General features: G+C 57.0%; 28 protein-coding genes, 1 tRNA gene and 2 pseudogenes. 24 read left to right on the plus strand and 7 right to left on the minus strand.

What is annotated here, in order from left to right; all coding sequences use genetic code 11:
* Positions 1 to 19: 19 nt before the first annotated feature.
* A complete protein-coding gene (locus EJD88_RS14175) occupies positions 20 to 235 on the minus strand; it encodes a hypothetical protein (RefSeq protein ID WP_112195350.1) in 216 nt (71 codons plus the stop codon).
* A gap of 227 nt (positions 236 to 462) precedes the next feature.
* Between EJD88_RS14175 and EJD88_RS14180 the strand changes: the two genes are divergently transcribed.
* From EJD88_RS14180 to EJD88_RS14215, 8 genes are all read left to right on the plus strand, one after another.
* The gene (locus tag EJD88_RS14180) at positions 463 to 1,746 is read left to right on the plus strand and encodes an arsenic transporter (protein WP_158878274.1); all 1,284 of its coding nucleotides are present in this window, start codon (positions 463 to 465) and stop codon (positions 1,744 to 1,746) included.
* A gap of 13 nt (positions 1,747 to 1,759) precedes the next feature.
* A complete protein-coding gene (locus tag EJD88_RS14185) occupies positions 1,760 to 2,230 on the plus strand; it encodes an arsenate reductase ArsC (RefSeq protein ID WP_112195352.1) in 471 nt (156 codons plus the stop codon).
* A 96-nt stretch (positions 2,231 to 2,326) separates the two neighbouring features.
* Positions 2,327 to 3,118 (plus strand): AraC family transcriptional regulator, encoded by a 792-nt coding sequence (locus EJD88_RS14190; RefSeq protein WP_158878275.1) that lies wholly within the window; start codon positions 2,327 to 2,329, stop codon positions 3,116 to 3,118.
* 73 nt (positions 3,119 to 3,191) lie between these two features.
* Positions 3,192 to 3,803, plus strand: coding sequence for a LysE family transporter (locus EJD88_RS14195; protein WP_158878276.1), 612 nt, complete (start codon positions 3,192 to 3,194; stop codon positions 3,801 to 3,803).
* Positions 3,804 to 4,120: 317 nt separating this feature from the next.
* On the plus strand, positions 4,121 to 4,414 hold the full coding sequence (locus tag EJD88_RS14200) for a hypothetical protein (protein ID WP_112195357.1): 294 nt from the start codon (positions 4,121 to 4,123) through the stop codon (positions 4,412 to 4,414).
* A gap of 234 nt (positions 4,415 to 4,648) precedes the next feature.
* On the plus strand, positions 4,649 to 7,363 hold the full coding sequence (gene mgtA / locus EJD88_RS14205) for a magnesium-translocating P-type ATPase (protein WP_158878277.1): 2,715 nt from the start codon (positions 4,649 to 4,651) through the stop codon (positions 7,361 to 7,363).
* 65 nt (positions 7,364 to 7,428) lie between these two features.
* Entirely contained in the window at positions 7,429 to 7,776 is a 348-nt protein-coding gene (locus tag EJD88_RS14210) for a DUF2493 domain-containing protein (RefSeq protein ID WP_158878278.1), read from the plus strand.
* An 18-nt stretch (positions 7,777 to 7,794) separates the two neighbouring features.
* Entirely contained in the window at positions 7,795 to 8,604 is an 810-nt protein-coding gene (locus EJD88_RS14215; RefSeq protein WP_158878279.1) for a hypothetical protein, read from the plus strand.
* Between the two features lie 28 nt (positions 8,605 to 8,632).
* Here EJD88_RS14215 and EJD88_RS27230 read toward each other — a convergent pair.
* Positions 8,633 to 8,710 (minus strand): annotated as a pseudogene (locus EJD88_RS27230) (DUF533 domain-containing protein); the annotation flags it as partial.
* Between the two features lie 95 nt (positions 8,711 to 8,805).
* Here EJD88_RS27230 and EJD88_RS14220 point away from each other — a divergent pair.
* Entirely contained in the window at positions 8,806 to 9,333 is a 528-nt protein-coding gene (locus tag EJD88_RS14220; protein ID WP_099583068.1) for a DinB family protein, read from the plus strand.
* 2 nt (positions 9,334 to 9,335) lie between these two features.
* Here EJD88_RS14220 and EJD88_RS14225 read toward each other — a convergent pair whose 3' ends face one another.
* Positions 9,336 to 9,794: a GFA family protein gene (locus EJD88_RS14225; protein WP_158878280.1), complete on the minus strand. Its 459-nt coding sequence runs from the start codon at positions 9,792 to 9,794 to the stop codon at positions 9,336 to 9,338.
* 325 nt (positions 9,795 to 10,119) lie between these two features.
* Between EJD88_RS14225 and EJD88_RS14230 the strand changes: the two genes are divergently transcribed.
* A tRNA-Leu gene (locus EJD88_RS14230) sits at positions 10,120 to 10,206 on the plus strand.
* A 253-nt stretch (positions 10,207 to 10,459) separates the two neighbouring features.
* Here EJD88_RS14230 and EJD88_RS14235 read toward each other — a convergent pair.
* Positions 10,460 to 11,080 (minus strand): hypothetical protein, encoded by a 621-nt coding sequence (locus tag EJD88_RS14235; protein ID WP_256673648.1) that lies wholly within the window; start codon positions 11,078 to 11,080, stop codon positions 10,460 to 10,462.
* Between the two features lie 187 nt (positions 11,081 to 11,267).
* Between EJD88_RS14235 and EJD88_RS14240 the strand changes: the two are divergent.
* Positions 11,268 to 11,417 (plus strand): annotated as a pseudogene (locus EJD88_RS14240) (DUF4224 domain-containing protein); the annotation flags it as partial.
* A 131-nt stretch (positions 11,418 to 11,548) separates the two neighbouring features.
* Entirely contained in the window at positions 11,549 to 13,168 is a 1,620-nt protein-coding gene (locus EJD88_RS14245) for a methyl-accepting chemotaxis protein (RefSeq protein ID WP_158878281.1), read from the plus strand.
* 68 nt (positions 13,169 to 13,236) lie between these two features.
* Here EJD88_RS14245 and EJD88_RS14250 read toward each other — a convergent pair whose 3' ends face one another.
* The gene (locus EJD88_RS14250) at positions 13,237 to 13,932 is read right to left on the minus strand and encodes a B3/4 domain-containing protein (RefSeq protein ID WP_158878282.1); all 696 of its coding nucleotides are present in this window, start codon (positions 13,930 to 13,932) and stop codon (positions 13,237 to 13,239) included.
* A gap of 161 nt (positions 13,933 to 14,093) precedes the next feature.
* On the opposite strand from EJD88_RS14250, the gene EJD88_RS14255 reads away from it, so the two are divergent.
* From EJD88_RS14255 to EJD88_RS14300, 11 genes are all read left to right on the plus strand, one after another.
* Positions 14,094 to 14,696: a helix-turn-helix domain-containing protein gene (locus tag EJD88_RS14255; RefSeq protein ID WP_112195367.1), complete on the plus strand. Its 603-nt coding sequence runs from the start codon at positions 14,094 to 14,096 to the stop codon at positions 14,694 to 14,696.
* A gap of 624 nt (positions 14,697 to 15,320) precedes the next feature.
* Positions 15,321 to 15,575 (plus strand): hypothetical protein, encoded by a 255-nt coding sequence (locus EJD88_RS27235; RefSeq protein WP_099583081.1) that lies wholly within the window; start codon positions 15,321 to 15,323, stop codon positions 15,573 to 15,575.
* 105 nt (positions 15,576 to 15,680) lie between these two features.
* The gene (locus EJD88_RS14260) at positions 15,681 to 16,421 is read left to right on the plus strand and encodes an OBAP family protein (protein ID WP_371926556.1); all 741 of its coding nucleotides are present in this window, start codon (positions 15,681 to 15,683) and stop codon (positions 16,419 to 16,421) included.
* Positions 16,422 to 16,686: 265 nt separating this feature from the next.
* Positions 16,687 to 16,968 carry a hypothetical protein gene (locus tag EJD88_RS14265; RefSeq protein ID WP_158878284.1) on the plus strand — a complete coding sequence of 94 codons (282 nt, stop codon included), beginning with the start codon at positions 16,687 to 16,689 and terminating at the stop codon, positions 16,966 to 16,968.
* A gap of 101 nt (positions 16,969 to 17,069) precedes the next feature.
* Entirely contained in the window at positions 17,070 to 17,324 is a 255-nt protein-coding gene (locus tag EJD88_RS14270; protein WP_158878285.1) for a DUF6555 family protein, read from the plus strand.
* Complete coding sequence (locus tag EJD88_RS14275) at positions 17,324 to 17,566, plus strand: hypothetical protein (RefSeq protein WP_158878329.1); 243 nt, start codon at positions 17,324 to 17,326, stop codon at positions 17,564 to 17,566. Before EJD88_RS14270 ends, EJD88_RS14275 begins: the two co-directional genes overlap by 1 nt.
* A gap of 336 nt (positions 17,567 to 17,902) precedes the next feature.
* Positions 17,903 to 22,048 (plus strand): CheR family methyltransferase, encoded by a 4,146-nt coding sequence (locus EJD88_RS14280; RefSeq protein ID WP_158878286.1) that lies wholly within the window; start codon positions 17,903 to 17,905, stop codon positions 22,046 to 22,048.
* A gap of 433 nt (positions 22,049 to 22,481) precedes the next feature.
* Complete coding sequence (locus tag EJD88_RS14285) at positions 22,482 to 22,655, plus strand: general stress protein (RefSeq protein ID WP_027616405.1); 174 nt, start codon at positions 22,482 to 22,484, stop codon at positions 22,653 to 22,655.
* 331 nt (positions 22,656 to 22,986) lie between these two features.
* Complete coding sequence (locus EJD88_RS14290; protein WP_099583089.1) at positions 22,987 to 23,271, plus strand: general stress protein; 285 nt, start codon at positions 22,987 to 22,989, stop codon at positions 23,269 to 23,271.
* Between the two features lie 53 nt (positions 23,272 to 23,324).
* The gene (locus tag EJD88_RS14295) at positions 23,325 to 23,876 is read left to right on the plus strand and encodes an ATP-dependent Clp protease proteolytic subunit (RefSeq protein WP_099583091.1); all 552 of its coding nucleotides are present in this window, start codon (positions 23,325 to 23,327) and stop codon (positions 23,874 to 23,876) included.
* Positions 23,877 to 24,013: 137 nt separating this feature from the next.
* Complete coding sequence (locus tag EJD88_RS14300; RefSeq protein ID WP_158878287.1) at positions 24,014 to 24,229, plus strand: hypothetical protein; 216 nt, start codon at positions 24,014 to 24,016, stop codon at positions 24,227 to 24,229.
* 48 nt (positions 24,230 to 24,277) lie between these two features.
* On the opposite strand, the gene EJD88_RS14305 is transcribed toward EJD88_RS14300, so the two are convergent.
* Together EJD88_RS14305 and EJD88_RS14310 are read right to left on the minus strand one after the other, a co-directional pair.
* Positions 24,278 to 24,547 carry a DUF6555 family protein gene (locus EJD88_RS14305; RefSeq protein WP_099583095.1) on the minus strand — a complete coding sequence of 90 codons (270 nt, stop codon included), beginning with the start codon at positions 24,545 to 24,547 and terminating at the stop codon, positions 24,278 to 24,280.
* Between the two features lie 367 nt (positions 24,548 to 24,914).
* Positions 24,915 to 25,229 carry a hypothetical protein gene (locus EJD88_RS14310; protein ID WP_158878288.1) on the minus strand — a complete coding sequence of 105 codons (315 nt, stop codon included), beginning with the start codon at positions 25,227 to 25,229 and terminating at the stop codon, positions 24,915 to 24,917.
* A gap of 418 nt (positions 25,230 to 25,647) precedes the next feature.
* Here EJD88_RS14310 and cyoA point away from each other — a divergent pair, with 418 nt between their 5' ends.
* On the plus strand, positions 25,648 to 26,571 hold the full coding sequence (gene cyoA / locus EJD88_RS14315; RefSeq protein ID WP_158878289.1) for a ubiquinol oxidase subunit II: 924 nt from the start codon (positions 25,648 to 25,650) through the stop codon (positions 26,569 to 26,571).
* Position 26,572: the final 1 nt, after the last annotated feature.

The following is a 26,572-nucleotide window of genomic DNA, read 5'->3' on the forward strand; positions in this document are numbered from 1 at the left end:
GGACGACTGCACTGGCCCATCACGCCAGTTTGACCGAAACCCATTCGACCGAATCGCGCGCCTCACGCAGCTCGTAAGCATCCTGATTAAGCCGGTGAATGGTATTGAGCAGGCGCTGGCGTAGCACTTCATCGCCGAGTTTCTCGACGGCGCGCATCAGGTCGAACGCCGCGGTTTCGTTATTTTCCGCGACGGAATCCAAGGTCTTGCGCAGGTTACGAGTGGCACGGGGCACGCGGGGTCTTCCTTCTTCAGCAATGGGCGGGCACTTTAGGACATTCGTGTTTCATTTTAATTTCAATCACTTGTGGCTGAGTTGCCGGTGTTTGATCCAGGTCAATTTGAAACAAAGTTTGGCTGAAATATGGGGAAATACGTATATTCCCTAACCGCCATACAACTCCCCATGATCGCAGACCACTACGGGCCAGCATCGCTGCTGAGCTGCCGGAGCGTTAATTCATGCTTGTCGCCGTTGCCATTTTCATCGTCACCATCATCCTGGTCATCTGGCAGCCCAAGGGCCTCGGCGTTGGCTGGAGCGCAACCCTCGGCGCGATCCTGGCCCTGGCCTGCGGCGCGGTCAGCCTGGGCGATATCCCGGTGGTGTGGCACATCATCTGGAACGCCACCGGTACGTTTGTCGCGCTGATCATCATTAGCCTATTGCTGGATGAAGCCGGGTTCTTTGCCTGGACCGCCCTGCATGTGGCGCGCTGGGGCCGCGGGCGTGGTCGGCGGTTGTTTGCCTATATGGTGCTGCTCGGTGCGCTGGTATCGGCGCTGTTTGCCAACGACGGCGCGGCGCTGATCCTTACCCCCATTGTCATGTCGATGCTGCTGGCCCTGCGTTTTTCACGGGCGGCCACCCTGGCGTTTGTCATGGGCGCAGGGTTTATCGCCGATACGGCAAGCCTGCCGCTGGTGGTGTCGAACCTGGTGAATATCGTATCGGCGGACTACTTCAAGATCGGCTTCAACGAATACGCGGCAGTGATGGTGCCGGTCAACCTCGTCAGCGTCGCGGCCACCCTCGCCATATTGCTGTGGTTCTTCCGCCGCGACATCCCGCACACCTACGACCCCGCCGACCTTGCAGACCCCGCCAGCGCCATCCATGACCGCGCCACTTTCCGTGCCGGCTGGTGGGTGCTGGGGATCCTGTTGATCGGCTGCTTTGCACTGGAACCGCTGGGCATTCCGATCAGCGCGATTTCTGCGGTGTGCGCTGTGCTCCTGCTGGTGATCGCCGCCAAGGGCCACAAGATCTCCACGCGCAAAGTGCTGAAGGAAGCTCCGTGGCAGATCGTGATTTTCTCCCTGGGCATGTACCTGGTGGTCTACGGTTTGCGTAACGCTGGCCTCACCACCTACCTGGCGACCTGGCTTGATACTTTTGCCACTTACGGTGTCTGGGGCGCGGCCATGGGCACCGGGGTGCTGACAGCCTTGCTGTCCTCTGCGATGAACAACCTCCCGACGGTCTTGATCGGCGCGCTATCCATCGAGTCGAGCCATGCCGTGGGCGTGGTCAAGGACGCGATGATCTACGCCAACGTGATCGGCAGCGACCTGGGCCCGAAAATCACCCCCATCGGCAGCCTGGCCACCCTGCTATGGCTGCATATCCTTGCACGCAAAGGCATCACCATCACCTGGGGCTACTACTTCAAGGTCGGGATTGTGCTGACCTTGCCGGTGCTGCTGATCACCCTCGCCGCCCTCGCGTTGCGCCTGAGTGTCTGACGGAGAGACTGCAATGAAAGTCCTGTTCATGTGCACCGCCAACAGCTGCCGCAGCATCTTGTCCGAAGCAGTGTTCAACCACCTCGCACCGCAAGGTTTCGAGGCCATCAGCTCAGGCAGTTTTCCCAAGGGCGAGGTGCTGCCGCGCAGCCTGAGCACCCTGCAGGCTGCGGGCATCAGTACCGAAGGGTTGTACAGCAAGGGCAACGACGCCTTTGAAGGCAGCCCACCGGATTTGGTTATCACCGTCTGCGACAAGGCCGCCGGCGAAGCCTGCCCGGTGTATTTCGGGCCGGCGCTCAAGGCGCACTGGGGGTTAGAGGACCCGTCGGATGTCCACGGCGATGAAGCTTGCGTGGACGCAGCGTTCAAGGCCACGCTCACGATCATCGAACGTCGCTGCCAGGCGTTTTTCGCCCTGCCGTTTGCCTGTCTCGATCCTGCCCGACTGAAGGTCGAGTTATCCCGTATCGCCGCGTTGTAGCGGGAGAACGCAATGACTCACACGGGTCAATCAATAGTCGATCTGGCCCGTGCTGCCAGCGTATGCTCATGCCCACTTCCTGACTGAGCTTGCGCAATGAGCACGATGCAACACGCCTGGCTGGGCCACTACGAAGTCAGCAGCACCGTCTGCACCGGCCTGACCTTCGCCCGCCACAGCCATGACGAATGTGTGATCGGCGTAAACCTGGTCGGTGAGGAAAAAGTCTGGCTGGACCGCCGGGAGTTCGACGCCGGGCCGGGCAGCATTACCCTGTACAACCCTGGGCAGATTCAAGGCGGTGGTGCGGCGGATGGCGCACCGTGGCAGTTCGTCAGCCTTTATGTCACTGCGGATCAATTAGCAGCGGACCTGGGCTTGGCGCATCTGGAGTTTGATCGCTCGTTATGTGTTCAACCACTGCTCGCGCAACGCCTGGCAGCGGCGGTGAAAGGCGCTTTGTGCACCGATGCGCTGGTCCGTGACCTGAATGAAGACGCCATGGTCGTGCTGCTCGGTGAGGTGGTTGCCATGAGTGGCGTACGCCTGCCCGGCAGTACGGCGACAGGTAAAGCCATGGTCCTGCGTGCCCAGGAGTTGCTGGCCGAGCACCTGCATCACTCGCTGCCCTTGGACCACCTCGGCGACGAGTTGGGGCTGTCCAAATTCCACCTGCTACGGGCCTTCCAAAAAGAGACCGGACTCAGCCCTCGCCAGTGGGCCATGCAACTGCGCACCCGCCGTGCGAAGGGGTTATTGCGTAACGGCGCCGCCGCGTCGGACGTCGCCCAGGACCTAGGGTTTGCCGACCAGAGCCACCTCAATCGGCATTTTCGCGCGGCGTACGGCATGACTCCGGGTCGTTACCAGAGCGCAGTGAAACGCTGAGCAGCGCAATCTGGTTCAAGACAACCTTCGCCCCGCGCTTCACACTGCCCTCCTCATTGGAAGGATCGCGGGCATGCTGACAATCTTTTTCTACGCGCTGGTATTCGGTTTTGTATTTTGCCTGTCCCCTGGCGCCGTGTTGGCGGAGACCTTGCGACGAGGCTTGCTGCACGGTTTTACCCCTGCGCTGATGGTGCAGATCGGCTCGCTGGTCGGTGATGCTGTCTGGGCCGTTATCGGCCTGACCGGCATTGCCCTGCTTATCCAGCATGACGCCGTGCGTGTGCCGCTGACCGTTGTCTGCGCGCTGTACCTGGCGTGGCTCGGCGTACGCAGCCTGATCGATGCGTGGCAGTTACCAGAAGCCGGCAACGCACCGGCCAGTTCCGGACAGAATGCCTTGGCGGTGGGCGCGGCGATTTCCCTGGCTAATCCGAAAAACATTGTTTACTGGGGCGCTCTTGGCAGTGCGTTGTCCGGCATCGTCGGCGCCACGCCCAGTCATGGGCAGACCCTGATGTTTTTTGCCGGCTTCATGCTGGCATCGGTGTTGTCCTGCTTTCTGATCGCAGCGCTGGTGAACCTGTTGCGCAAGAATGCTTCGCCCCTGTGGCAACGTATCAGTTATGGCACCTGCGGGTTGGTATTGATCTATCTGGCGATTCTCGCGGCACAAGGTATATGAAGTTATATATCGCGTAACTTCCAGCGCCTCTCGCCTGAATAAACTCTGAACACTGGGTAATTTAATTAATCATGCGTTGACATTTTGTAAGCGCCTGAGTAGATTGCCCCTGCCCGCAACTGGGGCCTTTTTTAAACCTCACAAAAGAAGCCAATGGACACAGTATCTAGTCGCTGTCCGAGCACCGCGTTTGCGGGCGTCGGGCGCCAAACCCAGAATATGACAGGACTCGCCTCCCCGGTCCGGTAAGCTGCGCTAGAGCTTGATGCTCCACCGTAACTGCCTCGCCGGATGCCCGTCCGGTCCCGAGGTGTGTTATGACCTTCCAACTCCTTGTTTTGCCTGATGTACGCACGCTAGCCGCAGCCCTGCGCGCCAAGCTGTGCCGGGCGCCCGCAGGCTTTGCCCCGGCCCGCCCGACCTTTGTTGCACCCTCCCCTCAAGTGTATCCAGCGCGCCCGCTGGCGCACTGGCGTATCTGCCCGCAAAGCGGCCAATTGGTGCAGCAGTGGGACCACGCCGACCCTCAAGACCCGCAGAGACCGAAGGTTTCCAGCCTGGAGCAAGCCAGCTTGATGCTCGGTCTGTATGTGAGCGCTCGCGCCGCCTGAGCTGGTTGGAAACAGCAACTTTCTTATTAACACCCTGGAGTTCTTTATGGACTTAGCCAGTCGTAGCCCGCTGCGTGTTAGTTAACTAACACGCTGTTGGCGGGCACTGTAAAAGTGATGTGAATACTTTATTTAAACCGATCGCCAAGTTGGCGGCCCGGCATGCTGTTGCTCGCCTGTAATCAGGTAAGTACCGGTATGTTTTGTCGAGAGCCGGCGACAGGAGTACAAACAATGAGCGCCGTAAAAAACACGCCACTGAACAAGAAAAAAGGCATCGACGAAGGCACCAGACTGTCGATGCGTGCCGCCCGCGAAGCCCACAACGGCCTGCAAGCCACCCTCGCCAACGTCCGTGCCACCCAGGATGGCCTGACCGAACTGGACGCCTCTGCCCGCCTGCAACGGGAAGGCTATAACGAAGTTGCCCACGACAAGCCGCCCCATGCACTCATCCAGTTCCTGCACGCACTGAACAACCCGTTCATCTACGTACTACTGACCCTGGGCGCCATCAGCTTCTTTACCGATTGCTGGCTGCCGATGCAGGCAGGTGAAGACGCTGACCCGACCAAAGTCATCATTATCATGACCATGGTCCTGCTCAGCAGCCTGCTGCGCTTCTGGCAGGAGCACCGCTCGGCCAAATCCGCCGAGGCCTTGAAAGCCATGGTCCGCACCACCGCTACCGTGCTGCGCCGTGAGCAGGTGGGCAGCCAACCGACCCTGCGCGAAGTGCCGATGCGCGACCTGGTGGCCGGCGATATCGTGCAGCTTTCGGCCGGTGACATGATCCCCGCCGACATCCGCCTGATCGAATCCCGCGATCTGTTTATCAGCCAGGCCGTGCTCACCGGCGAAGCCTTGCCGGTGGAGAAGTACGACACCCTGGGCGACGTCACGCAAAAATCCGCCAGCCCGGTGAGCGCCGATCAAGGCAACCTGCTGGACCTGCCAAACATTTGTTTCATGGGCACCAACGTGGTCAGCGGCCGGGCCAGGGCCGTGGTGGTGGCCACCGGAGCGCGTACGTATTTCGGCTCCCTGGCCAAGGCGATTGTTGGCTCACGGGTGCAGACCGCGTTCGACCGTGGAGTGAACAGCGTCAGCTGGTTGTTGATCCGGTTCATGCTGGTGATGGTGCCGATCGTGTTCTTCCTCAACGGTTTCTCCAAAGGTGACTGGGGCGACGCCTTCCTGTTTGCCCTGGCGGTGGCCGTGGGCCTCACCCCGGAAATGCTGCCGATGATCGTCAGCGCCAACCTGGCCAAGGGCGCCACGGCCATGGCCAAGCGCAAAGTGGTGGTCAAGCGCTTGAATGCGATCCAGAACTTCGGCTCCATGGATGTGTTGTGCACCGACAAGACTGGCACCCTGACCCAGGACAAAATCATCCTCGAACATCACGTCAACGCCTTTGGCCAACGCGATGATGCCGTGCTGTGCCTGGCCTGGCTCAACAGCTATCACCAGAGCGGCATGAAGAACCTGATGGACCAGGCAGTGGTGCAGTTTTCAGAGCAGAATCCGAAATTCCAGGTGCCGTTTGCCTACAGCAAGGTCGATGAATTGCCCTTCGACTTCGTCCGCCGTCGCCTGTCCATCGTGGTCAAGGACGCGGCCGACGACCATCTGCTGGTGTGCAAAGGCGCGGTGGAAGAGATGCTCGGCATTGCCACCCATGTGCTGGACGCCGGCGCCGCCGTGCCATTGGATGAACGCCGCCGCGAGGAACTGCTGGCGATTGCCAACGATTACAACGAAGACGGCTTTCGGGTGCTGGTGGTGGCGACCCGCACTATCCCCAAGGCGCTGGCACGCCAGCAGCACACCACCGGCGATGAACGCAACCTGGTGATCCAGGGGTTCCTGACCTTCCTCGATCCACCCAAGGAAACCGCCGGCCCTGCGATTGCTGCACTGCAACAGATCGGCGTAGCGGTCAAAGTGCTGACCGGCGACAACGCGGTGGTCACCAGCAAGATCTGCCGTCAGGTCGGCCTTGAGCCCGGCCGGCCGCTGCTGGGGGCGGAGATCGAATTGATGGACGACGCCAGCCTGGCACGTCACGTTGAAGAACGTACGGTGTTCGCCAAGCTCACGCCGCTGCAGAAGTCCCGTGTGCTCAAGGCCCTGCAAGCCAACGGCCACACCGTGGGTTTTCTCGGTGACGGCATCAACGATGCCCCGGCCCTGCGCGATGCCGACGTCGGCATCTCGGTGGACAGCGGCACCGACATCGCCAAGGAATCCGCCGACATCATCCTCCTGGAAAAGAGCCTGATGGTGCTGGAAGAAGGCGTGCTCAAGGGCCGCGAAACCTTCGGCAATATCATGAAGTACCTGAACATGACCGCCAGCTCCAACTTCGGCAATGTGTTCTCGGTGCTGGTGGCCAGTGCCTTCATCCCCTTCATGCCGATGCTGGCAATCCACTTGCTGCTGCAAAACCTGATGTACGACATCTCCCAGTTGGCGTTGCCGTGGGACAAGATGGACAAGGAATACCTGGCCCAGCCACGCAAATGGGATGCGAAAAACATCGGCCGTTTCATGCTGTGGATCGGGCCGACCTCGTCGATCTTCGACATCACCACCTTTGCGCTGATGTGGTACGTGTTCGCCGCCAACAGCGTCGAGATGCAGACTCTGTTCCAGTCCGGCTGGTTTATCGAAGGCCTGCTTTCGCAAACCCTCGTGGTGCATATGTTGCGCACCCGCAAGATCCCGTTCTTCCAGAGCACAGCCGCCTGGCCGGTGTTGATGATGACCTGCGTGGTGATCGTGCTGGGGATCTACGTGCCGTTCTCGCCGCTGGGTACCCTGGTGGGCTTGCAACCGCTGCCGCTGGCGTACTTTCCGTGGCTGGTGGGCACCTTGGTCAGCTACTGCTGCGTGGCCCAACTGATGAAAACGATCTACATCCGCCGCTTCAAGCAGTGGTACTGATCACCCCTGCCGTTTAAACGGCGGCGGTCGCCGGGCCGCCGCCGTGCCTCACAAGGAGCCGGACTATGCGCATCTTGATCTGTGCAGGTCGTCATTACGCCGACACCAAGAAGTCCCGCCACGTGCTGGACGCTTACCACCGCCTGCGCCCGGTGAAGGTATTGATCCACGGCGGCAACCAGTTCCTCGGCAGTGACATCGAGGAATGGGCCCGGGAAATCGGGATCGACGTGGTGCGTTACCCGCCCAACTGGCAACGCCATGGCAAGCAGGCCGAACGCCAGCGCAATCACTTCATGCTGACCGACAGCCGCCCGGATGTGGTCATCGCCCTGCCGGGTGGTGAGGACACATCGGAGCTGGTCTGCCAGGCCAAAGCCAGCGGCATTTCGGTGCTGACTGTAGAAAGCTGAACTCAAGCGAGGTGCATCATGCACACCCCACACACTCCAAAACGCCCTGACGGGTTTGCCAAATACCGTGCGCGTCACGGCCGTAATGTGCGCCACAGCTTGCTGCTGTTGCCGCCGGCTAAACGCCGTGCATTGCGGCATAACTTAATGTTTATCGGCCTGACGCTGGGCTTTATTTTGCTCATCGCCGTGATATCCAAGGCCAATGCGGCTGGCGGCGCCTATGTGGTCGATGACGGTGCTATCAACGCGCCAGGCGAATGCAACGTAGACGCCTGGTACAGCGCTTATCGCCACGACGGCAGCAGCCACAGCGAAACACTGTCGCCGGCCTGTACGTTAAGTGCCATGCCTGCGGTGCAATGGGGCGCAGCACTGTCACGTGCCAGCGGCGAAAGCCAGCTCAGCCCGCAACTCAAGGCCCAGATGCTGTCACGGGATGATCTTGGGCTGCAGCTGGCGATTGCCGGCGGCGCGCACTTTGCCCAGGACCGCAGGCATGCGTATGACGGCGCGGATTTCAACGTCCCCCTGACGTGGCAGCCGCTGGCGCCGCTGCGCCTGAATCTGAATGCCGGCTGGGCCCATGCCTATAACGACGGCGATGAAAAACACCGCCTGACCTGGGGCACCGGTTTTGAGTATCAGCCGGTGCCGATGCTGACGCTGATCGCCGAGCGTTATGGTCAGGCCGGCGGCGACCAGGCATGGCAGGCCGGGCCACGCTTGCATCTCGGGACATACGTCGATGTGGACGTTGTGGTTGGGCGCAGCCTGATCGGCGAGCGTGAACAATGGTTGACGACCGGCGCTACGTTGCGGTTCTAGGCCTTGGCCTGTTGCTCCAGATGCAGATGGCAATCAAGGCGCGCAACACTGCATGGCTGTGGGCCTCGGCTTCGGGGCCATCAAACTGGTCGACTGTCTGGAAGGACGCGTTGGCGTAGTATTGGCGTTCAACAACCATAGCCCGCCGCTGCCGGAACACCATGACCGCCGAGCGGGCGCGCAGCCAACCAGGGAACACCCGTGAACCGAATCGAGCAGATCGCACTGATGGCGACCTATAACCAGTGGATGAACCGCAAGGTCTATGAGGCCGCCGCCAAGCTTTCAGATGCGCAGTTACGCGCGGATCGCCAGGCTTTTTTCGGCTCGATCCTGGGCACACTCAACCACCTGGTGCTGGGTGATACGGTCTGGCTCAAGCGCTTCGCCCAACACCCTGCAGGCTCTACCGCGCTGGCCCCCTTGGCGGCCATTGCCATGCCTGTCGATCTCAAGCACCTGGCCTTCGCTGACCTGAGCGCACTGGCGGCGCGCCGCACCTGGCTGGACCAACTGATCATCGACTGGGCCAACCTGTTGCGCGAGCCCGACCTCGACCTACGCCTGCACTACCACAACATGCGTGGCGTTGCCGCCGACAAGCCGTTTGCCAGCCTGCTGCTGCACTTCTTCAACCATCAGACCCACCATCGGGGCCAGGCGACGACCCTGCTGACTCAAGCCGGGGTGGATGTCGGCGACACGGACCTGCTGGCATTGATCGATTGACGTCAACGGGCACTGAACACGGCGTAGGCCTGCATCAAACGCGGGAAGTCCTGGGGTTCAGGCAGTTGCGCAAAGCTTTCGACCGCAGGGGTCGTGGCCCAGGGCAGTTTTTCGCTGGTCCAGGTTTCCATGAACGGCACATACCCGCTGGCGTTATCCAGCAAGGTCGCACGCACATTGACGAACTCATCAATGCCATGGGGGCGAGTAAACAGCCAGCTCATGCAATGTGGGCACACATAATGACGGTCCACCCCTTGCAGGCCACCGATCACCGGACAGCCCTGAGTCACGGTGAAGGCGCTGGCCGGGAACAACGCACTGAGGGAGAACGCGCTGGAGGTCATTTTCTGACACCCCGTGCAATGGCAGGCCATGGTGATCACAGGCGCCTCACTCACACTGAAACGCACACGACTACAGCGGCAACTGCCTTCCTGGGGCAGAGTCTGGACACTCATCACTCATTCCTTTTTATGATTAGGGGAGTGGCAGGGTAGCGTCCAGGTTTCGCCTTGAACAGGTTGGCGCCATACACGAACGTTTGCGGATACGGCGCGTCAACCGATGCATTGACGGGCTGCCAAGGTGGAATATCGCTACGGCTGTTTGGTATGAGTCTTGTTCCCAAGCCGTGGGAATCCTCTTGATTTTCTCTTAAAGCCTCCGTAGATCACTGATCTTTCGAGCTTTTTCACCCTAGCCCGCGCACAACAAAGCTGCTGTGCGGCCTTGCGCATACGCGCCTGGATCTATATATTCCCAACCCTGCTGCATCGCGCTACCGCCCGAATGGCGAAACTGGTAGACGCATGGGACTTAAAATCCCCCGCTCGTAAGGGCGTCCCGGTTCGATTCCGGGTTCGGGCACCAAGGATATCAAGGGCTTGCCGGGGAAACCTGGGCAGGCCCTTATCTTTTCTGCTCCGCAATTCCCTTCCCCCGGCGTCCTGCCGACGAACACCACTCCCAAACCTTTCACGTCTCGACTGCTCTATGTGCATATAGCGTTTGAGTTTTCCCACTCCGCCGCCCGGGCATGGCCCGGCAAGGAATGCCGTATGACTAATGAACACCTGATGGGCCGACCAATAGTGCGGTAGCTCAGACAGGCTTTAGGCTGCTTTCAGTCGTCGAGATCCGTCAGCTCGCACATTCGCTCTCCTACCATTCCACGCAACCACGCCCCATGAAACTCAATATTTTCGAGAGAAGTACCGTCCCCTAGACGATACCCAAAAACCTTGCCCTTCGCTCCGCGATACGCGACGTGAAAATGTCCATCATGAGCAAACGAATTCATCACATAAGGGCAAATGTAGATGATTTCGCTAAACGGGACGCGTACTTCGATGGGGCTTCGACAACGGCGGGTTATGGTGAGGGTCAGCAGTTGCTGATTTCCGTCGAACGTGAAGGCCTGCACTTGAGGCTCAGAGACAACCCAAGCAAAGAACGCACCAATGAGCACTGCACTGGCCAGCATTAACAGAATGAAGGATGACGCTGTGAGGCCTTCACCATGGTTAGGCTGCAGACCATGAATGACGTCCGGCCCTGTGAAAAGGAACGTCGCAAGCCCGTAGCCCGGTAAAAGCAGAAGCAGCGCAAGGGTGAAGCCAAAAACGCCCATACCATTGCTTCCGATAATTGGTATTTCGGGGCCGTAATACCAAATAGGCGGGTGGGCAGTACTTACCTTGCCAGCATTTGTTGCTGTGGCGTTAGCTGGACTTTGATGATTCATTTGGCCGTCTCCAGGGATGACAGCGCAGACGTTACCACTACTGCTGGACAGTCTGGAAACGGATCACGGGCCCTTCTCGTCGCGCTCCGCACTTCGATTACTCGCGTCACCACGCAATAACCTTCCCCTTCAAAGTCATCCACATCATCAAGACAGCGCGACCCACTGCGCGCGGCGGAAGGTAGGTATGGATATTCATTTTCTGTCGCACGAGGAGGTTTGCACACTCACAGGCGCAAAAACGAAAACCGGCCAGGTGCAAGTGCTAAAGCGGAACGGGATTCGCCACCCCATCAAGCGCAGCGGTTGGCCTTGCGTTATCGCCAACGCCTTAACCCAGACTGAATTTTTTCAACCGGCGCTGTGTCGGCAACCACATGGCCTTTCCGGCCTTATCCTTAAGGTTCCCAACTTTGGGTCGATAGCCTGTCGAACGTATCAACCACAGTTGGAAAACAGGAATCCCGAATGCGCCTTAGAAACCTCAACGTAGCACCACGCGCCGCTCTGTTTTTCGCGCTAATTATTGCGTTGGTATTTGTGCTCGGCGCATTTGCAGTTCTGCAGATGGGCAAGCTGAGGGACTCCGAAAAAGACGTCGAACTCAACTGGATGGCTAGCATCCGACAAACGGCGTTGATGGATAAAGCGACACTTCGTCTGAGGCTCGAAACACAGCGAGGCCTTGCTGACCCTCAGTCTCTTCAAAAGAATATTGAAAGCTTCCCTGGCTACCGCAAAGCGTTCATCGATGCAGTGGCGAATTATGAGCCTCTGATCGCGAGTGATAAGGAGCGTTCGTTTTATACACCGGTAAAAAACAGCGCCGATGCCTATTCCAAACAACTGGATATTCTCGAACCGTTGATGAGACAGGGGGACATAGCGGCCGCGGTCAGTCAGGTGAGTAACAACATCCGTCCCCTGACGAATACCATGGAGCAGCAGATCAAGGAGTTGACCACCTTTAACGATGAAGGTGCGGCGAGGGCTGGGCAAAACGCGACCGACTTCTATAACAATGGCTTTTGGCTTGTTGTCGGCCTTATAACGGGCGTGGTCATCTTGACGGTTGGATTGGCATTATTACTGACAAAAAGTATCACCTCTCCGATTAACGATGCCCTGTCTGTGGCAGAGCGTATCGCGGCCAGTGACCTCTCCAAGGAAGTTTTGGTCAGCGGGACGGATGAGGTCGGGCGACTGTTGAAGGCGCTCGCGCAGATGCAGACAAACCTGCGCACTACAATTATGCAGATTTCCGATTCATCCACCCAACTGGCCTCTGCGTCAGAAGAGATGACAGCCGTAACTGAGGAGTCGAGTCGGGGTCTTGTCGCCCAAAATGACGAGGTCAATCAGGCTGCCACAGCTGTCACGGAAATGAGCGCTGCTGTTGATGAAGTCGCTCGTAACGCGGAGTCAGCTTCAGAAGAGTCAAAGCGCACCCAAGGCTATACCGAGGTAGGTTTGGCCCGAGTGGCGCAGACATTGAGCTCCATTCAAAAGCTGAACGTTAACGTTGAAAACACAAGCGAACAAATTCAAGGTTTGTCAGATCGTGCACAGAGCATCACTAAAGTTGTCGAGGTGATTCGGGCGATTGCAGAACAAACCAACCTTTTGGCTTTGAACGCTGCTATCGAGGCAGCACGCGCAGGCGAGCAAGGCCGTGGGTTTGCGGTAGTTGCTGACGAAGTAAGGGCTTTGGCCCATCGCACCCAGATATCGACTCAAGAAATCGAGCAGATGATCGCTGCCATTCAGAACGACTCTGACCTGGCTGTAAAGGCGATGAACACGAGCAAGGACCTGGCGACCGAATCACTTGGCGTTGCTCAAGAGGCCAGCACCTCGCTGGATCAAATAGCCACGGCCATTGTTCAGATCAATGAGCGTAATCTCCTGATTGCCACGGCCTCTGAAGAGCAGTCGCATGTTGCTCGTGAGGTTGACCGCAATCTGGTCAGTATTCGCGAGCTGGCAACTCAGAGTGCTGCGGGTGCCAGCCAGACAGCCAGTGCGTGTGGCGAAATGTCCAAACTGGCGGTTAACCTGAATCATTTGGTTAACAAATTCGTGGTGTGAAAAAGGGCGACTACTGAAAATCCAAGACTCAAAAGCGCTCTAGGTATGGTCTGAAAATGATCTTTCGGCTATCTGGCCCCAGGACCAATCAGTGAGCTTTCGATCTGGACGCCCGGCATCATTTGCTGCAACCCTTCGATGAGTTTGTCACCCGCCTCCGTCAAGGCTTCAAGCGGCATCGCCGGCAGACTCTCCAGAATGAACCACATGCTCTTCGCGTCAGCACCGAGACGGGTCCTGACGCCTTGCCGCCAATTCCAGCGACGGCAGGTCACGCCTTTGTCATCGCGCCAGACAACCTCGCCGGCATCCGGATACTCGAAAGCAGGAGCCCCCTCTTTCATCGTGTCAAAAGGCTCAGTGCCATCTGCGACTACGAGCCGTGGGGAGCCCACATAGGCCTCAATGTTTTCCCCTCCAACCGGGATGGCGTACTCGATGCTGATTGCGTTGTAGAGATCGACGATGGGATCCAGGCTAGGCAAGCTGCCGTCACGTAAAACTCGTTTACGCAGCGCTTCAGCTGAACAAGGCGTGCGTTGCGGCTTGGCCCCAAACTTTCGGAATGTCTCAGCCCATGCGGCCAAATGGGCTTCTCCCCAGCTTGGCCCACCTTCCTGCACGGCCTTGCAAGCACGGTCCAGCGCGACCTGAGCCACCTCAGGATGAGCCAGTGGCGTAGCTTCCACCACGATGCTCAGAGCCCTGAACTCCGGCACCAACTGGGCAACGGCTGGATCGATTAACGGCAGTACGGACAGCATCAAAAACCTCCAGGAATCTTAATGTCATTTCATGCTAGTCACTGACGACCAGCAAAGTCAATATAATGACCAATATCATCTACTATAACGGATGATCCGGTTGACGGAGCTGCTGATAAAGGCCGAGAATCCCAGCACATTTTTTCCTCATGACCTCATCAATGACCACCAATACCAGCCTGTCGACTACCCCTGGCGCTGATGCTCAAGCCGTCAGCCTGGCCGTTGCGCGCACTCTCAAACAGGCGCGCAAAGCGCAGAAGATCACGCTGGATGAGCTTTCCCGCCGCGCTGGCGTGAGCAAAGGAATGGTTGTCGAAATAGAGAAATGTACGGCGAACCCCAGTATCGGCATCCTTTGCAAAATCGCCGCCGCGTTGGGCCTGTCCGTTGCAGACATCGTCAATGTGACCGAAGCCCCATCCGCCCATATCATCGACAGTCAAGACATCCCCACGCTCTGGACCGGGGATCAGGGAGGAACGGCGCGCCTTTTGGCGGGAACCTCCGGCCCTAATATGATCGAGCTGTGGCGTTGGGAAATGCACCCAGGCGAGTCTTTCGCTTCACAGGGGCATCCTCAGGGCACGCTTGAACTGTTTCATGTGGAAAAAGGCACGCTGAAATGTGTGGTAGGGGAAACAGAGTTGGTCATTCCTGCGGGGAGTTCGGCAGTCGCCAAAACCGACGTCCCCCATTCCTATTCCAACGCTGGCAGATCCAAGCTGGTATTCACTATGTCTGTGACGGAGATGCACCAGTAGGTACCGGAAGTCCCAGGCAGGGTCACCGAGGCGGGCCAACGTCAATCGGTGGTCGCCCCCCTCCCCCCATGCCATGTAGTCACTTCAGTTAAGCCCTTAGCTCACTTCATTCAGCGCCTCGATCTGCTGAGCACATTGCGTACATTTTTGGAGCATCCAAACCCAATATTTTTATTGTCGTAAAAGGGTTTTGGCCCAACGGTTCACAACGGCCGGGCCATCAATTATTGGCTACGCTCGTCGGCCTTTCCTTCCTGCATCTGTACAGAGGACTTGGTACCGCTGGAGTTGTCTTTGGTTGCATTATCGGCGCTGTCAAAGCATCCATGAAGCATGAATACACTGCAAAAGCCCAAGCACATACTCAACTTTTTCATGATCGTTTACCTATTGGCGAGTGAGTCAATACGGCGCGAAATCTCAAAACCGATCATCGCACCGCGCTAGACCTATTTGATTAAATTGGCCGAGAGAGCAAACCGTATGTTCAAGAAATTCGAGCCATGTCTGACGAGCGGTACCTTCCAGAAAGGAACGTCGCGCAACGCCATTATCTTGCTAGCATTTACGCCGTGGCATTCTGATCTAGGCTTGTCGTGTTTACGCATTTAATCCGGTGAACCCATGGACACGCTTACCAAAGTTGAGATTGAAACAGCCCTTTGCGCTCGCCTTCCTAACTGCGCAGTCAACTGTGCGTTCAATCCCGACGGCAGCCTTTCGGTGACCGTAACGGCGCACGACGCTGATCAGTTCACCATCGCAAATATCAATCGCGCCCACTATCACGGGGAATCGGGAATCAATAGGCTCATACGGGAAATACTGGAAGAAATGGTCATGTCGAGACAGTCTTCCAGGCGTTCATCTGTAGGGTAATAAACAGGAATTCATATGCCGGACCCTACTGAAGCTCTTTCCCCAATCAGCTTGAGAGAAGGCAAGAGGATGGAACCCACGACAATGACTACCACGACAGCCAGAATGGCCAAATCGTTTTCCTTGGCGGCAATCTTTACCCTGCTAAGCGCCTGCGCTGGCAATGATTCCCCCTCGAATGTGGGGGCGCCCGGTAAACCGACTACGCCATCAACCCGAACCCTGGAAGCCGGTGCAGCCCTGCTCCAATCTCGTCCGCCTGTTGATGCATTGAACGCCTATCTGGACGGTTTTCACTTCTATAACGGCCATCCCGATGTGCAGATGGAAGCGCATCACTACTGCGCGGTTCTGAACGAAGAAGTGATTCAATGCGTGATCTACGACGGCAATCGCAAGGATGCAAAATTGATGGGCGTGGAATACATCATCAGCGAGCAGTTATTCAGCACACTGCCTGCCCCTGAAAAGGCGCTTTGGCACAGCCACGTGCACGAAGTGAAATCAGGACAACTGGTCGCGCCGGGAATCCCCGAAGTGGCCGAGCACGCCTTGATGGAAAAACTGGTACATACCTACGGTAAGACCTGGCATACCTGGCATACCGATCTCCACAAACGCCTGCCGATGGGTGCGCCGCAATTGATGATGGGGTTTACCACCGATGGCCAGGCCGACCCTCGGATGGTCGCCGAGCGAGATCAGCGAATGGGTATCGACAGCACCGAAAAGAAGAAGACTCGCGTCGATATAGTTGCCCCGCCCATCGCACCCGGTGCGGACGCATGGCAACAGGGTACCGTTATCCAGATCACCGATCCGACTGTAACGGCCCATCAGCACTGAACGCGCCACTCAGCCATTTGGATTGAACGATCATCTGCCGGCCCTTCTCTATCGCAAGACCAGCGATAGGAGGATGTCATGATGATTGATTCAGCAACCGGAATGAGTCCTGGCATCCGGCTGGCTCACCCGCACCGCCCTGCAACGGCCTCCCATTCAGCGACCTCGTCGGGCAACCTGTTTAGGCCCGCCAGCGGCGAGCGCCGAGTTGAAGCCGCATAACTGAATCGGGGGCAGCCGCCCCGTCTAATTGAGGTAAATCAGCATGTCTTACGAGTTCCAAGGTATTGCCAATGTGATTACTGCTTCGCGCCATTTGGGGACACCCTCGGATGAACGCTTTAACAACGGCGTAAACATCCAAATGAGTAGCAGCGGAAAGCCGACGATTGCGCGTTTGGACTTCGACAAGCCACTGGATTGGCCGGGTAATTCGAACTTCGTCACGGTCAATTTACCCGATGGCTCCACCGTGAGTGGCGTCATCGTCGATATCGAACGGCCCACGAATGCGCCCGGGTGGCTCACGTTTACAGTAGACGACTGAGGTCGTAATGAACGCCCAGGCTCATCCATCGAGTTGTCGGACAATTTTTTGAATTTTATTTGACGTCAAATATCTGTAATTCATGAGCATAGGGAGGTCTCATGAAACAGAACAATCTATTTACCATCGAGTATCAGCTTCACGGTGAACCGAAGTCCTTCATCGTGCGCGCAGCGCAAATGAACAATGCCGAGGCTTGGCATTGGGCCAGTTGCGATGCAGGTGTCGCCGTCATACCCAGATTTAGCCAGCACACCCTCAAGCGAGTCTCTAAACCGATGGCGGAAAAATACGGCATTACCGATGTACGTTGGAGCGGCGCGACACAGGTTCAGTGGTCGGAGGGCCTTACATGATGAACAGCCAGGCACTTGGTTATACGGAAAAACAAGCACGGGAAGATGAGGTCGCGCGAAATAACGAGATGTTTTTCGAAGCCGATCGACTGGATGCGCTGGCATATAAAATCATTGAGTGCTACAGCGGCGATGCGCAGACGTGGGCGCGCTTTATCGAAGCGAAGAAAGTCGCAGATGCGCAACGCACTGCCGCTTACCAAGAGTGGATGCGCATTCACCGCGCCAAGCGAAAAAAGTAGCTGACAGCCCTGTCGAAAACAGGGCCGACGCCCGGCCAAGTATCACAGCCCCTGGCTGTGGTTACTTTTGCGACGGTGGGCCGGAAGGGTAAGTTCAGATGGATTTTGAAAAAACCGGATAACCCTTCAGGCGCGGCAGAACCATTGGTCAGTCTGAATAAACCTTCTGAAGGTGGCGTGCCTCAACCGCAAGGTAAGGTTTATAGGGTTAGCGATTCGAGGCATTCTTTTGCACGCAGGTTTTCCGCTATATTTCACTTTTGGTTCAGCCCTCGCCCTCGCTTAATTTTTCCCCTCCACGCTCTTCGCGTGCGCAGTTAACCAAGGTTGGTATTTATGAAGTCTGCCCCCCTGCGGTCCCCTAACGTTCCGCAACGCAAGGATCTGATTCCCAGTGACTTGGATTTTCCGGTGGTTGGGATTGGCGCGTCTGCGGGCGGGCTGCAAGCAGTAAAAGCGTTTTTCGAGCATATGCCCAAAGATTGCGGCATGGCGTTCGTGGTGATTCTGCACCTGTCTCCTGATCATCAAAGCGTGGCGGACAAGATTATCCAGGAGTCGACCCGCTTACCGGTATCACAGGTCAACGACACGACGCCCATCGAAAAGAATCAGGTGTATGTCATCTCGCCGGCTCACCATTTGAAGATGAATGATGGCTATTTAGCGGTAACCCCATCAACCCGCGAGGGCGGCTCGCACATTGCCATCGACCTGTTTTTTCGCGACTTGGCAGATGCGCATAAAGAGCGGGCGTTTTGCGTGGTCCTTTCAGGGACCGGAGCGGACGGCGCGGTGGGCCTTTCTCGAATCAAGGAGCAAGGCGGGATCACTCTGGTACAGGCCCCGGAAGATGCTGAGTTCGATGGTATGCCGCGGGCTGCCATCGAAACGCAAATGGTCGATCTCGTGCTTCCCGTGGTGGAAATGCCCCAGAAGTTGCTGGAGCTGTGGCGCAATGCTCAATCGATCATCCTGCCCACCGCCAACGATCCCGAAATCAAAACCACCCCGCCCGCATCCGAACGCGATGCAGCCGTGGCCGAGCAGCTGTTGCTGGACATCCTGATTCAGCTACGCGCCAGTACCGGGCACGACTTCAAGCATTACAAGCGCGCCACAGTGTTGCGCCGTATTGAGCGTCGCTTGCAAGTAACCGCCCAGCCGGACCTGGCGGCCTATTACAATTTCCTCCAGGGGCACCCAGACGAAACCAAGGCGCTACTCGGCGATATGCTGATCGGCGTGACCAACTTCTTCCGCGACCGCGAGGCCTTCGAAGCGCTTGAGCGTGACGTGGTACCTAACCTGGTGAAGTCACTCGAAGACAGCGTGCCGCACCGTGAAGAGGTGCGCATCTGGTCGGCCGGCTGTTCCACCGGCGAAGAAGCCTACAGCCTCGCGATGCTGGTGGCCGAGCAACTGGCGCTGGATGCCAGCGGCGCCAAGATGCAGGTATTTGCCACCGATATTGACGAGCGCGCAATCACCCACGGCCGCAACGGCGTGTATCCCGAGGCGATCATCACCGACGTACCGCCACCGCGGTTGCGCCAGTATTTTGCTAAAGAGAAAAACCAGCACTATCGGGTGCGTAAAGAAATTCGCGAGAAAGTTTTGTTCGCTAAACACAGCCTGCTGGCCGACCCGCCGTTCTCCCAGATCGACCTGATCGTGTGCCGCAATCTGTTGATCTACCTGGACCGCGAAGTGCAGCGCGACATCCTGCAGATGTTCCACTTTGCGCTGCGCCCCGGTGGCTATTTGTTCCTTGGTTCCTCGGAGTCGGCCGACGGCTGCCTGGACCTGTTTGTGCCAGTCGACAAACGAAACCGCATTTTTCGGGTGCGTGCCGGCTCCTCCGCTATGCGCCGCGTCCCGACCATGCCGCGAGGCGGCTACTTGCGCCCAAGCACCGCGTCGATCGCGACTGAAAATAAGGCCCCCAACAAAGTTTCATTCGCGGATATTCATCTGCGGGCCCTGGAAAAAGCCGCACCGCCAAGCGTTATTGTGGACATCCACGCGCAGATCCTGCACATGAGCGAAGGTGCCGGGCGGTTCCTGCGTTATGTGGCGGGTGAGATAACGCATAACCTATTGGCACTGGTTCATCCCGACCTGCGCCTCGACATCCGCACCACACTCTTTCAGGTCCAGCAATCGAACATGCCTGTGACCTCCCGCAAGATCCGCGTTCAGCGCGAGCAGGCGCTCTTCATGGTGGACATTACCGCCCGCCCCTATCGCGATGACGCGACCGAAAGCGACTATGTGCTGGTGATCTTCCAGGAAAGCCCGATCGACCTCCAACAGGCCGAATCCACCGCCGTCAGCCATGCTGAAAACGCCATCATGGGCAACCTGGAGCAGGAGCTGCAACGCACCAAGCTGCACTTGCAGGACACCATCGAACAGTCGGAAGTCTCAAGCGAAGAACTCAAGGCCTCCAACGAAGAAATGCAGGCGGTCAACGAAGAATTGCGCTCGGCCACCGAAGAACTGGAAACCAGCAAGGAAGAGCTGCAGTCGATCAATGAAGAGCTGTTGACCGTCAACTATGAACTTAAAACCAAGGTAGAAGAGACGGACAAGGTCAATGACTACCTGACCAACCTGATCGCCTCCACCGACATCGCCACCGTATTCGTCGACCGCAATATGCGCATCCGGTGGTTCACGCCCCGCGCCACCGATATTTTCAGCATGCTCCCGGTGGACACTGGGCGCTCGTTGATGGACATCACCCACCGCCTGGATTACCCGCAAATCACCGAAGACGCTACGACGGTGTTTGAGTCGCTGAACATGATCGAGCGGGAAATCAGCGGTAAGGACAACCGCTGGTACATCGCGCGGTTGTTGCCCTATCGCTCCAGCGAGGATCACATCGACGGTACGGTGCTGACCTTCATCGATATCACCAAGCGGCGCCAGGCCGAAGAGGAACTGCGCCTGGGCGAAGAGCGCATGCGTCTGGTGGCCGAGAGCACCCATGACTTTGCAATCATCATCCTTGATGACCACGGCGCCATCACCGACTGGAACACGGGTGCAGAACTGATCTTCGGCTACACCAAGGACGAAGTGCTGGGCGCCTATTACGACTTGATTTTTTCACCGGAGGATCGCACCGCCGGCGCACCCGAGAGCGAGCTGCGCGCGGCCCGCGAACATGGTCGCGGTGAAGATGAGCGCTGGCATGTGCGCAAGGATGGCAGTCGGTTCTACTGCAGCGGTGAGGTCACGCAGTTAAAGAGCGACAGCTTGAAGGGCTACGTCAAGATCGCCCGCGACCTGACCGGCCACAAACGCACTCAGGATGAGCAGAGCCAGCGCCTGATGGAAACCCAGACGAAGAGTCATCTCAAGGACGAGTTTTTCGCGGTGATGTCGCACGAACTCAAACATCCACTGAACCTCATCCAACTGAACGCCGAGTTACTGCGTCGCTTGCCCGCTACCAAGGCGGCGGGCCCGGCGATCAAAGCCGTGAATACGATCTGCGAGGCCGTGTCCAGCCAGGCACGGATCATTGACGACCTGCTGGATGTCGCACGGGTGCGTACGGGCAAGCTCAAGCTGAAGAGACAACGGGTTGATCTGATTCGCACGCTGAGGGAGATCCATGGCGTAGTGCTCGCCGACGGGCATCGTCGTCAGGTGACGCTGCAAACGCCTTCGGATCATGGATCCCTGATCGTCGACGTCGACCCGACGCGCATTGAGCAAGTGATCTGGAACCTGGTCAACAACGCGCTGAAATTCACTCCGGAGGGCGGTCAGGTGCAGTTGGTGCTGAGCCGCTCGGAGGGGCGCGCCCAGTTGGACGTGATCGACAGTGGCATCGGCCTGGCGGATGACAGCCTGGAGAAGATCTTTGATCTGTTCGGGCAGGCAGAAAACCAGCATCAGACGCATCAACGCGAGGGCCTTGGCATAGGCTTGTCCTTGGTACGCCAACTGGTGGAGGCTCATGAAGGCTCGGTCAGTGTTCATTCCAGGGGGCTGGGTTTTGGCTGCACCTTCTCGGTATGGCTGCCGCTGTGCGAACAACAGGATCATCTGCCACTTTCTGACGCTGAACAGGACGAGAATGAACGCCTCCATGGCGTCAAGGTGTTGCTGGTGGATGACTCTTGCGAGGTGCTTGAAGTGCTGAATCTGCTGCTGGAGATGGAGGGTGCTCAGGTTAACGCGTTCAATGACCCACAGACCGCGCTGGAAACAGCCCGCGATGCACAGTACGACTTGATCATTTCGGACATTGGCATGCCGAAAATGAATGGCCATGAGCTGATGCGCAAGCTGCGCGCGATAGGTCATCTGCGCCAGGTCCCCGCCATCGCCCTCACCGGTTACGGGGCCGGCAGTGACCAGAAAAAAGCGGCTGAGTCGGGCTTCACCACCCATTTGAGCAAACCGGTCGCCCACGAATCGTTGATTGTTCTGATCGAAAAATTGTGTTGCTTACGTCGCTAGTTGGGATAAGAGGATTTTCCCGTTCCGCTCAAGGAGCGGGGCTTCCTCTGCAGCCAGCCGCTGTTTCCTGTCCAGCACCGCCCCACGATCAGTCTCTTTCATACCTATATATTTGGCATACAGCCTCTAACATTCCGTGATGTAGGTTCGGTAGTCGACCCGTGCAAGAGCTTTCAATTAAAACTATTTTTGCACACTAAGCGAAGCGGCAGCCATTGCTATTAATTTAATATCACTCCCACCCCACTTGGAGTAAAAACTTATACGAAGCGGCGCGAACACCGCGCATCTGTACAAGTTTTCTTCAGCCAAAGACCGTTCATCGTCCTTTTTAAAAAATCCCGAAACATTTCGAAGGCCGCCCTTATCGGAAACTATGTCCGTTGCAATAAACGGGCGTAAGCGAAACCTCAATTACAGTTGGAGTAGCATTATGACGACCAGTAATAAAAACCCAGGTAACTTCGCCAACGATCACGAAAAAGCGTCCGAGGCGGGAAAGAAAGGCGGCCAGGCATCTGGCGGCAACTTTGCCAATGACCGTGAAAAGGCTTCGGAAGCTGGCCGTAAAGGTGGCCAGAATAGCCATGGCGGCGGCCGCAAGTAGTAACAGCAGTCACAAGGGGGCAGCCATGCTGCCCCTTCTCTTAATAGCAGAGGAGAACTAAGCATGGGGGCATCAGCTGACTATCAGCGAAGTGTTTTACCTCACAAACCGAGCACACAAGTGCGAACTGAACCGAGGGCAAGCCTACGCGCGAACACAATGCCGTGTTACGAACATCGGCGCGTTGTCGAACTGGCTGAAGCAACTGTCGATGCGTCGCAAACACTACCGCTGTACGAAAGGCATTTATAACCTGAGCGACCATCAGTATTTAACTACCTGTAGATCGAGTTGAAAGATATATCACCAACATAACGACGAGATGACTGAGATGACTACTAACGACAAGCAAAATCAAATGAGCGTCAACGAAGCCGGCAAGAAAGGTGGCGAGGCAACTTCGGCTTCACATGACAAAGAGTTCTATCAGGAGATCGGAAGCAAGGGTGGCCAGAACAGCGGCGGCAATTTCAAGAATGATCCCGAGCGCGCCGCCGACGCCGGTAGCAAAGGCGGTCAGAACAGTGGCGGCAACTTTGCCAACGACCGTGAGAAAGCCTCGGAAGCTGGCCGTAAAGGCGGCCAGAACAGCCATGGTGGCGGACGCAACAGTTGATGTGCTTGATGCAGGGGAGCCGCGCTCCCCTGCCCTGATGGACGGGAGACACCATGCCTTTACACGTCATTAACTTTACCGGGCCGGTCACCGCCTCTACCTGCAGCCAACTCATCGAAAAAGCCTCGTTGGCCGTTCAGCAAGAGGCTTCGGGCCTGGTAGTGAACATCGCCACGATGGGCGGCGAATGCAGCTACGGTTTTACCATGTACAACTTCCTGCTGGCGCTGCCGATCGCGGTGCACACCCACAACCTCGGCACCGTGGAGTCGATGGGCAATATCATCTTTCTGGCCGGTGAGCGCAGGACGGCGTGCAAGCACAGCAAGTTTCTGTTTCATCCGTTTCACTGGCATGTGCAAGGCGCCGTCGACCATTCGCGTATGTCCGAATACGCCATGAGCCTTGACTACGACTTGCAGTTGTATGCACGCATCGTCGAAGAGCGTACCCAGGATGCAAAGGAAAAACTCGAAACAGAAAAGTACCTGATCGCGGCGCCGCGCATTCTCGACCCGCAACAAGCCATGACAGCCGGCTTGATCCATGGGATCGAACTACCGGTCATCCAGGCAGAGTTTGTAAGCAGCTTCATTCACTCCTAGCGCTTTTAAACTGAAACCCCAATATTGGCGTTTTAACATCAATTAATCGCTTGTTTGAAACTCTTCCTTTTTTTTATTGAAATCGTTCAACTCATCATGGATTGTGAGTGAGCTTTTAATTCAGGGAGGAGTCGAACATGTCTGGTCTACACGCGAACGGCCAGTGCGCCCAATGTAAACAGCCCTTGGAGCCGACGACGGACGAACCCTCCTATCTGGTGTCCACAGCCGCCGAGATGCTCTGCCCGCAATGCAGGCAACAGTATCTGGCGGACTTGATGATGGACGCCCTTCAACGCAGCGCCATCAAATTATGCATGCTGCAGGAACGTCGAAAAAACAGTAAGGTTTGACTCAAACCAACACCACACTCAAATGAGTTTATTTGTTAAAAATTACACTCATTCAGGGGGCGGCGGTACATAGGGCTGTGCAATAAATGGAATACTGCCAGAAGGACGCCACCTGACATTCTCCAGGCCGTAGCGTTCTGCAAGGGGTCTGCTGACCCGCTTGATCTTTTCATGGCGTGACCGCGGAATTATACCGATCCCAGCATCGCAAGATGCCCAATGCCACGCTTCTGCATTATTCATAACCTCCGCTCTTATAATGAAAGATCTCGGCTTATGATGGTATTCGTACTCGATAATATATAAAGAATTTTTCATATGCCCTCCTTCTGATTTTTGTTATTGGAGCAGCGCGAAGGTTCAGATTTTTCCTCTTTGATGTGTATTTTTAGTTGCGCCCACTTACGGCCCCGCCGGGATATGACCATTCGTCGGCACCTCATGAAAAAAAACAAAACCGTTTTCACTTTAGCGCTTCTTACTATTGAGCCTGTTCCCTCCAGGCTCTGGTAAAAACTCCTGTCTTGCCCGTACTCCGTACGGGCTTTTTTTCGAGCAGTACATAGGGCCGTAACGCTATTCGGCGAGCCGGTGACTAGTGCGCCGAACTTATATACGCAACGGCGGCTTATTTCGCCGCGCTCGAATGCGCTGCGGTGCGTAACTTGAACTTCACGGCGCCCCGTTAATCGTCCTCGTGCAGGTGCGCGTCGGCGCAAGGCAGCCGTCCCGATTCCCCGCCAGCGATCCGTTCCGCCTGATCAATGCCGCGCTTGAGCGCGTCGTGCATGGTCCATTCGGCGCCCGGCAACTGCCTGGTGCGTTCGACCACGCATTGCCCCGTCGCGGTATAGACGCTGACCAACACTTCGATATCGGCGTCTTCGCGCTCCCGGGCCCTGACTTCGATATGGCAACCGTTTTCCACTTCCTGAGTAAAGCATTCCTCTTCCAATGCCTTTTCTGCCCATGCTTTATAGGTATTACCCCGAATAAACATAACTATTCTCCCGGGCCGTTAGTGGGTTGACCCTCAAGTAAGACCTGAATGTCCCAACAGGGATTCCGTCTTTTTTCCAAGGCCAACTACGTCATGCGCCCATCAAAGTCTATTGCCGTTTCGCTTGTTAAGCCGTTCGTCAGGCGAAGTAACAAATTGTTAAACCAACCCCCCAACGCCTATTCAAAATGTTCGGGAGCGCGGTGAAACACGCCCCGCAGAGCGGCCGAAAAAGTCAACAGATCCGGGCAGTGGATGCAGATTTTCCACTGGCGGCGCCGTATTGCCTGGTGTTATGCACTTGATCGCGCCACGCACTAACAAGCGCAGCGCCAGCGTTTCGCTTAATCAACTTGCGAACACCGGCGCCGGAGTTTCGGCGCCGTCACAACGGACGTTTTCAATACAGGAGCAAGGCATGAAACGAGCGATTGGCTATTGCCTGGCATATCTCGCCAGCGTCTTCTTGTTAAGCGGCTGCAACTTAATGGTGTTCAACCCCAAAGGGCAGGTTGCAACCGATGAACGCGACCTGATTATCCTCGCCACGGGCCTGATGCTGTTGGTTGTGGTGCCGGTGATCGTATTGATGTTCGTATTCGCCTACCGCTACCGCGCCACCAATAAAAAGGCCCGTTACTCACCGCGCTGGGCCAGTTCCCACAAAATCGAAGCGGTGGTGTGGGGCGTGCCGCTGCTGATCATCATCGCCTTGGGGTGGGTGACCTGGAAAACCACCCACGCCCTCGACCCCTATCGCCCGCTCGACTCGGACACGCCACCGATCAACGTCCAAGTGGTGGCCACCGACTGGAAGTGGCTGTTCATCTACCCCGACCTGGGCATCGCCAGCGTCAACGAACTGGCCTTGCCGGTGCACACGCCGGTGAGTTTCACCATCACTTCCGATGCGGCCATGACGTCGTTCTTCATACCGGCGCTGGGTGGGCAGATTTACGCCATGGCAGGCATGCAGACCAAGTTGCACCTGATCGCCAACGAGACCGGCGAGTTCAAAGGGATCGCCGCCAACTACAACGGCCCCGGTTTTTCCGACATGCATTTCACCACGCTGTCATTAAGCCCCACCGACTTCCAGGCCTGGGTGAACAAGGTCAAGGGCGCCTCCACAACCCTTGACCAAACGAGCTATGCGCACTTGGCCAAGCCCACCATCAAGCACCCGGTGACCTATTACTCGGCAGTGCAGGAGCGGCTGTTCCTGGACATCGTCGATAAATACGAAGGCATGAACAAGGCCAATAAAACCAGGCGAGCGCCATTGAGCGGCACTGGAGAGCGCGTCGATCAACACACCCGTTTACTGGCCGAGGAGCAATAGC

This window comes from Pseudomonas sp. PB105, assembly GCF_009764655.1.
GTDB classification, from domain to species: Bacteria; Pseudomonadota; Gammaproteobacteria; order Pseudomonadales; family Pseudomonadaceae; genus Aquipseudomonas; species Aquipseudomonas cyclaminis.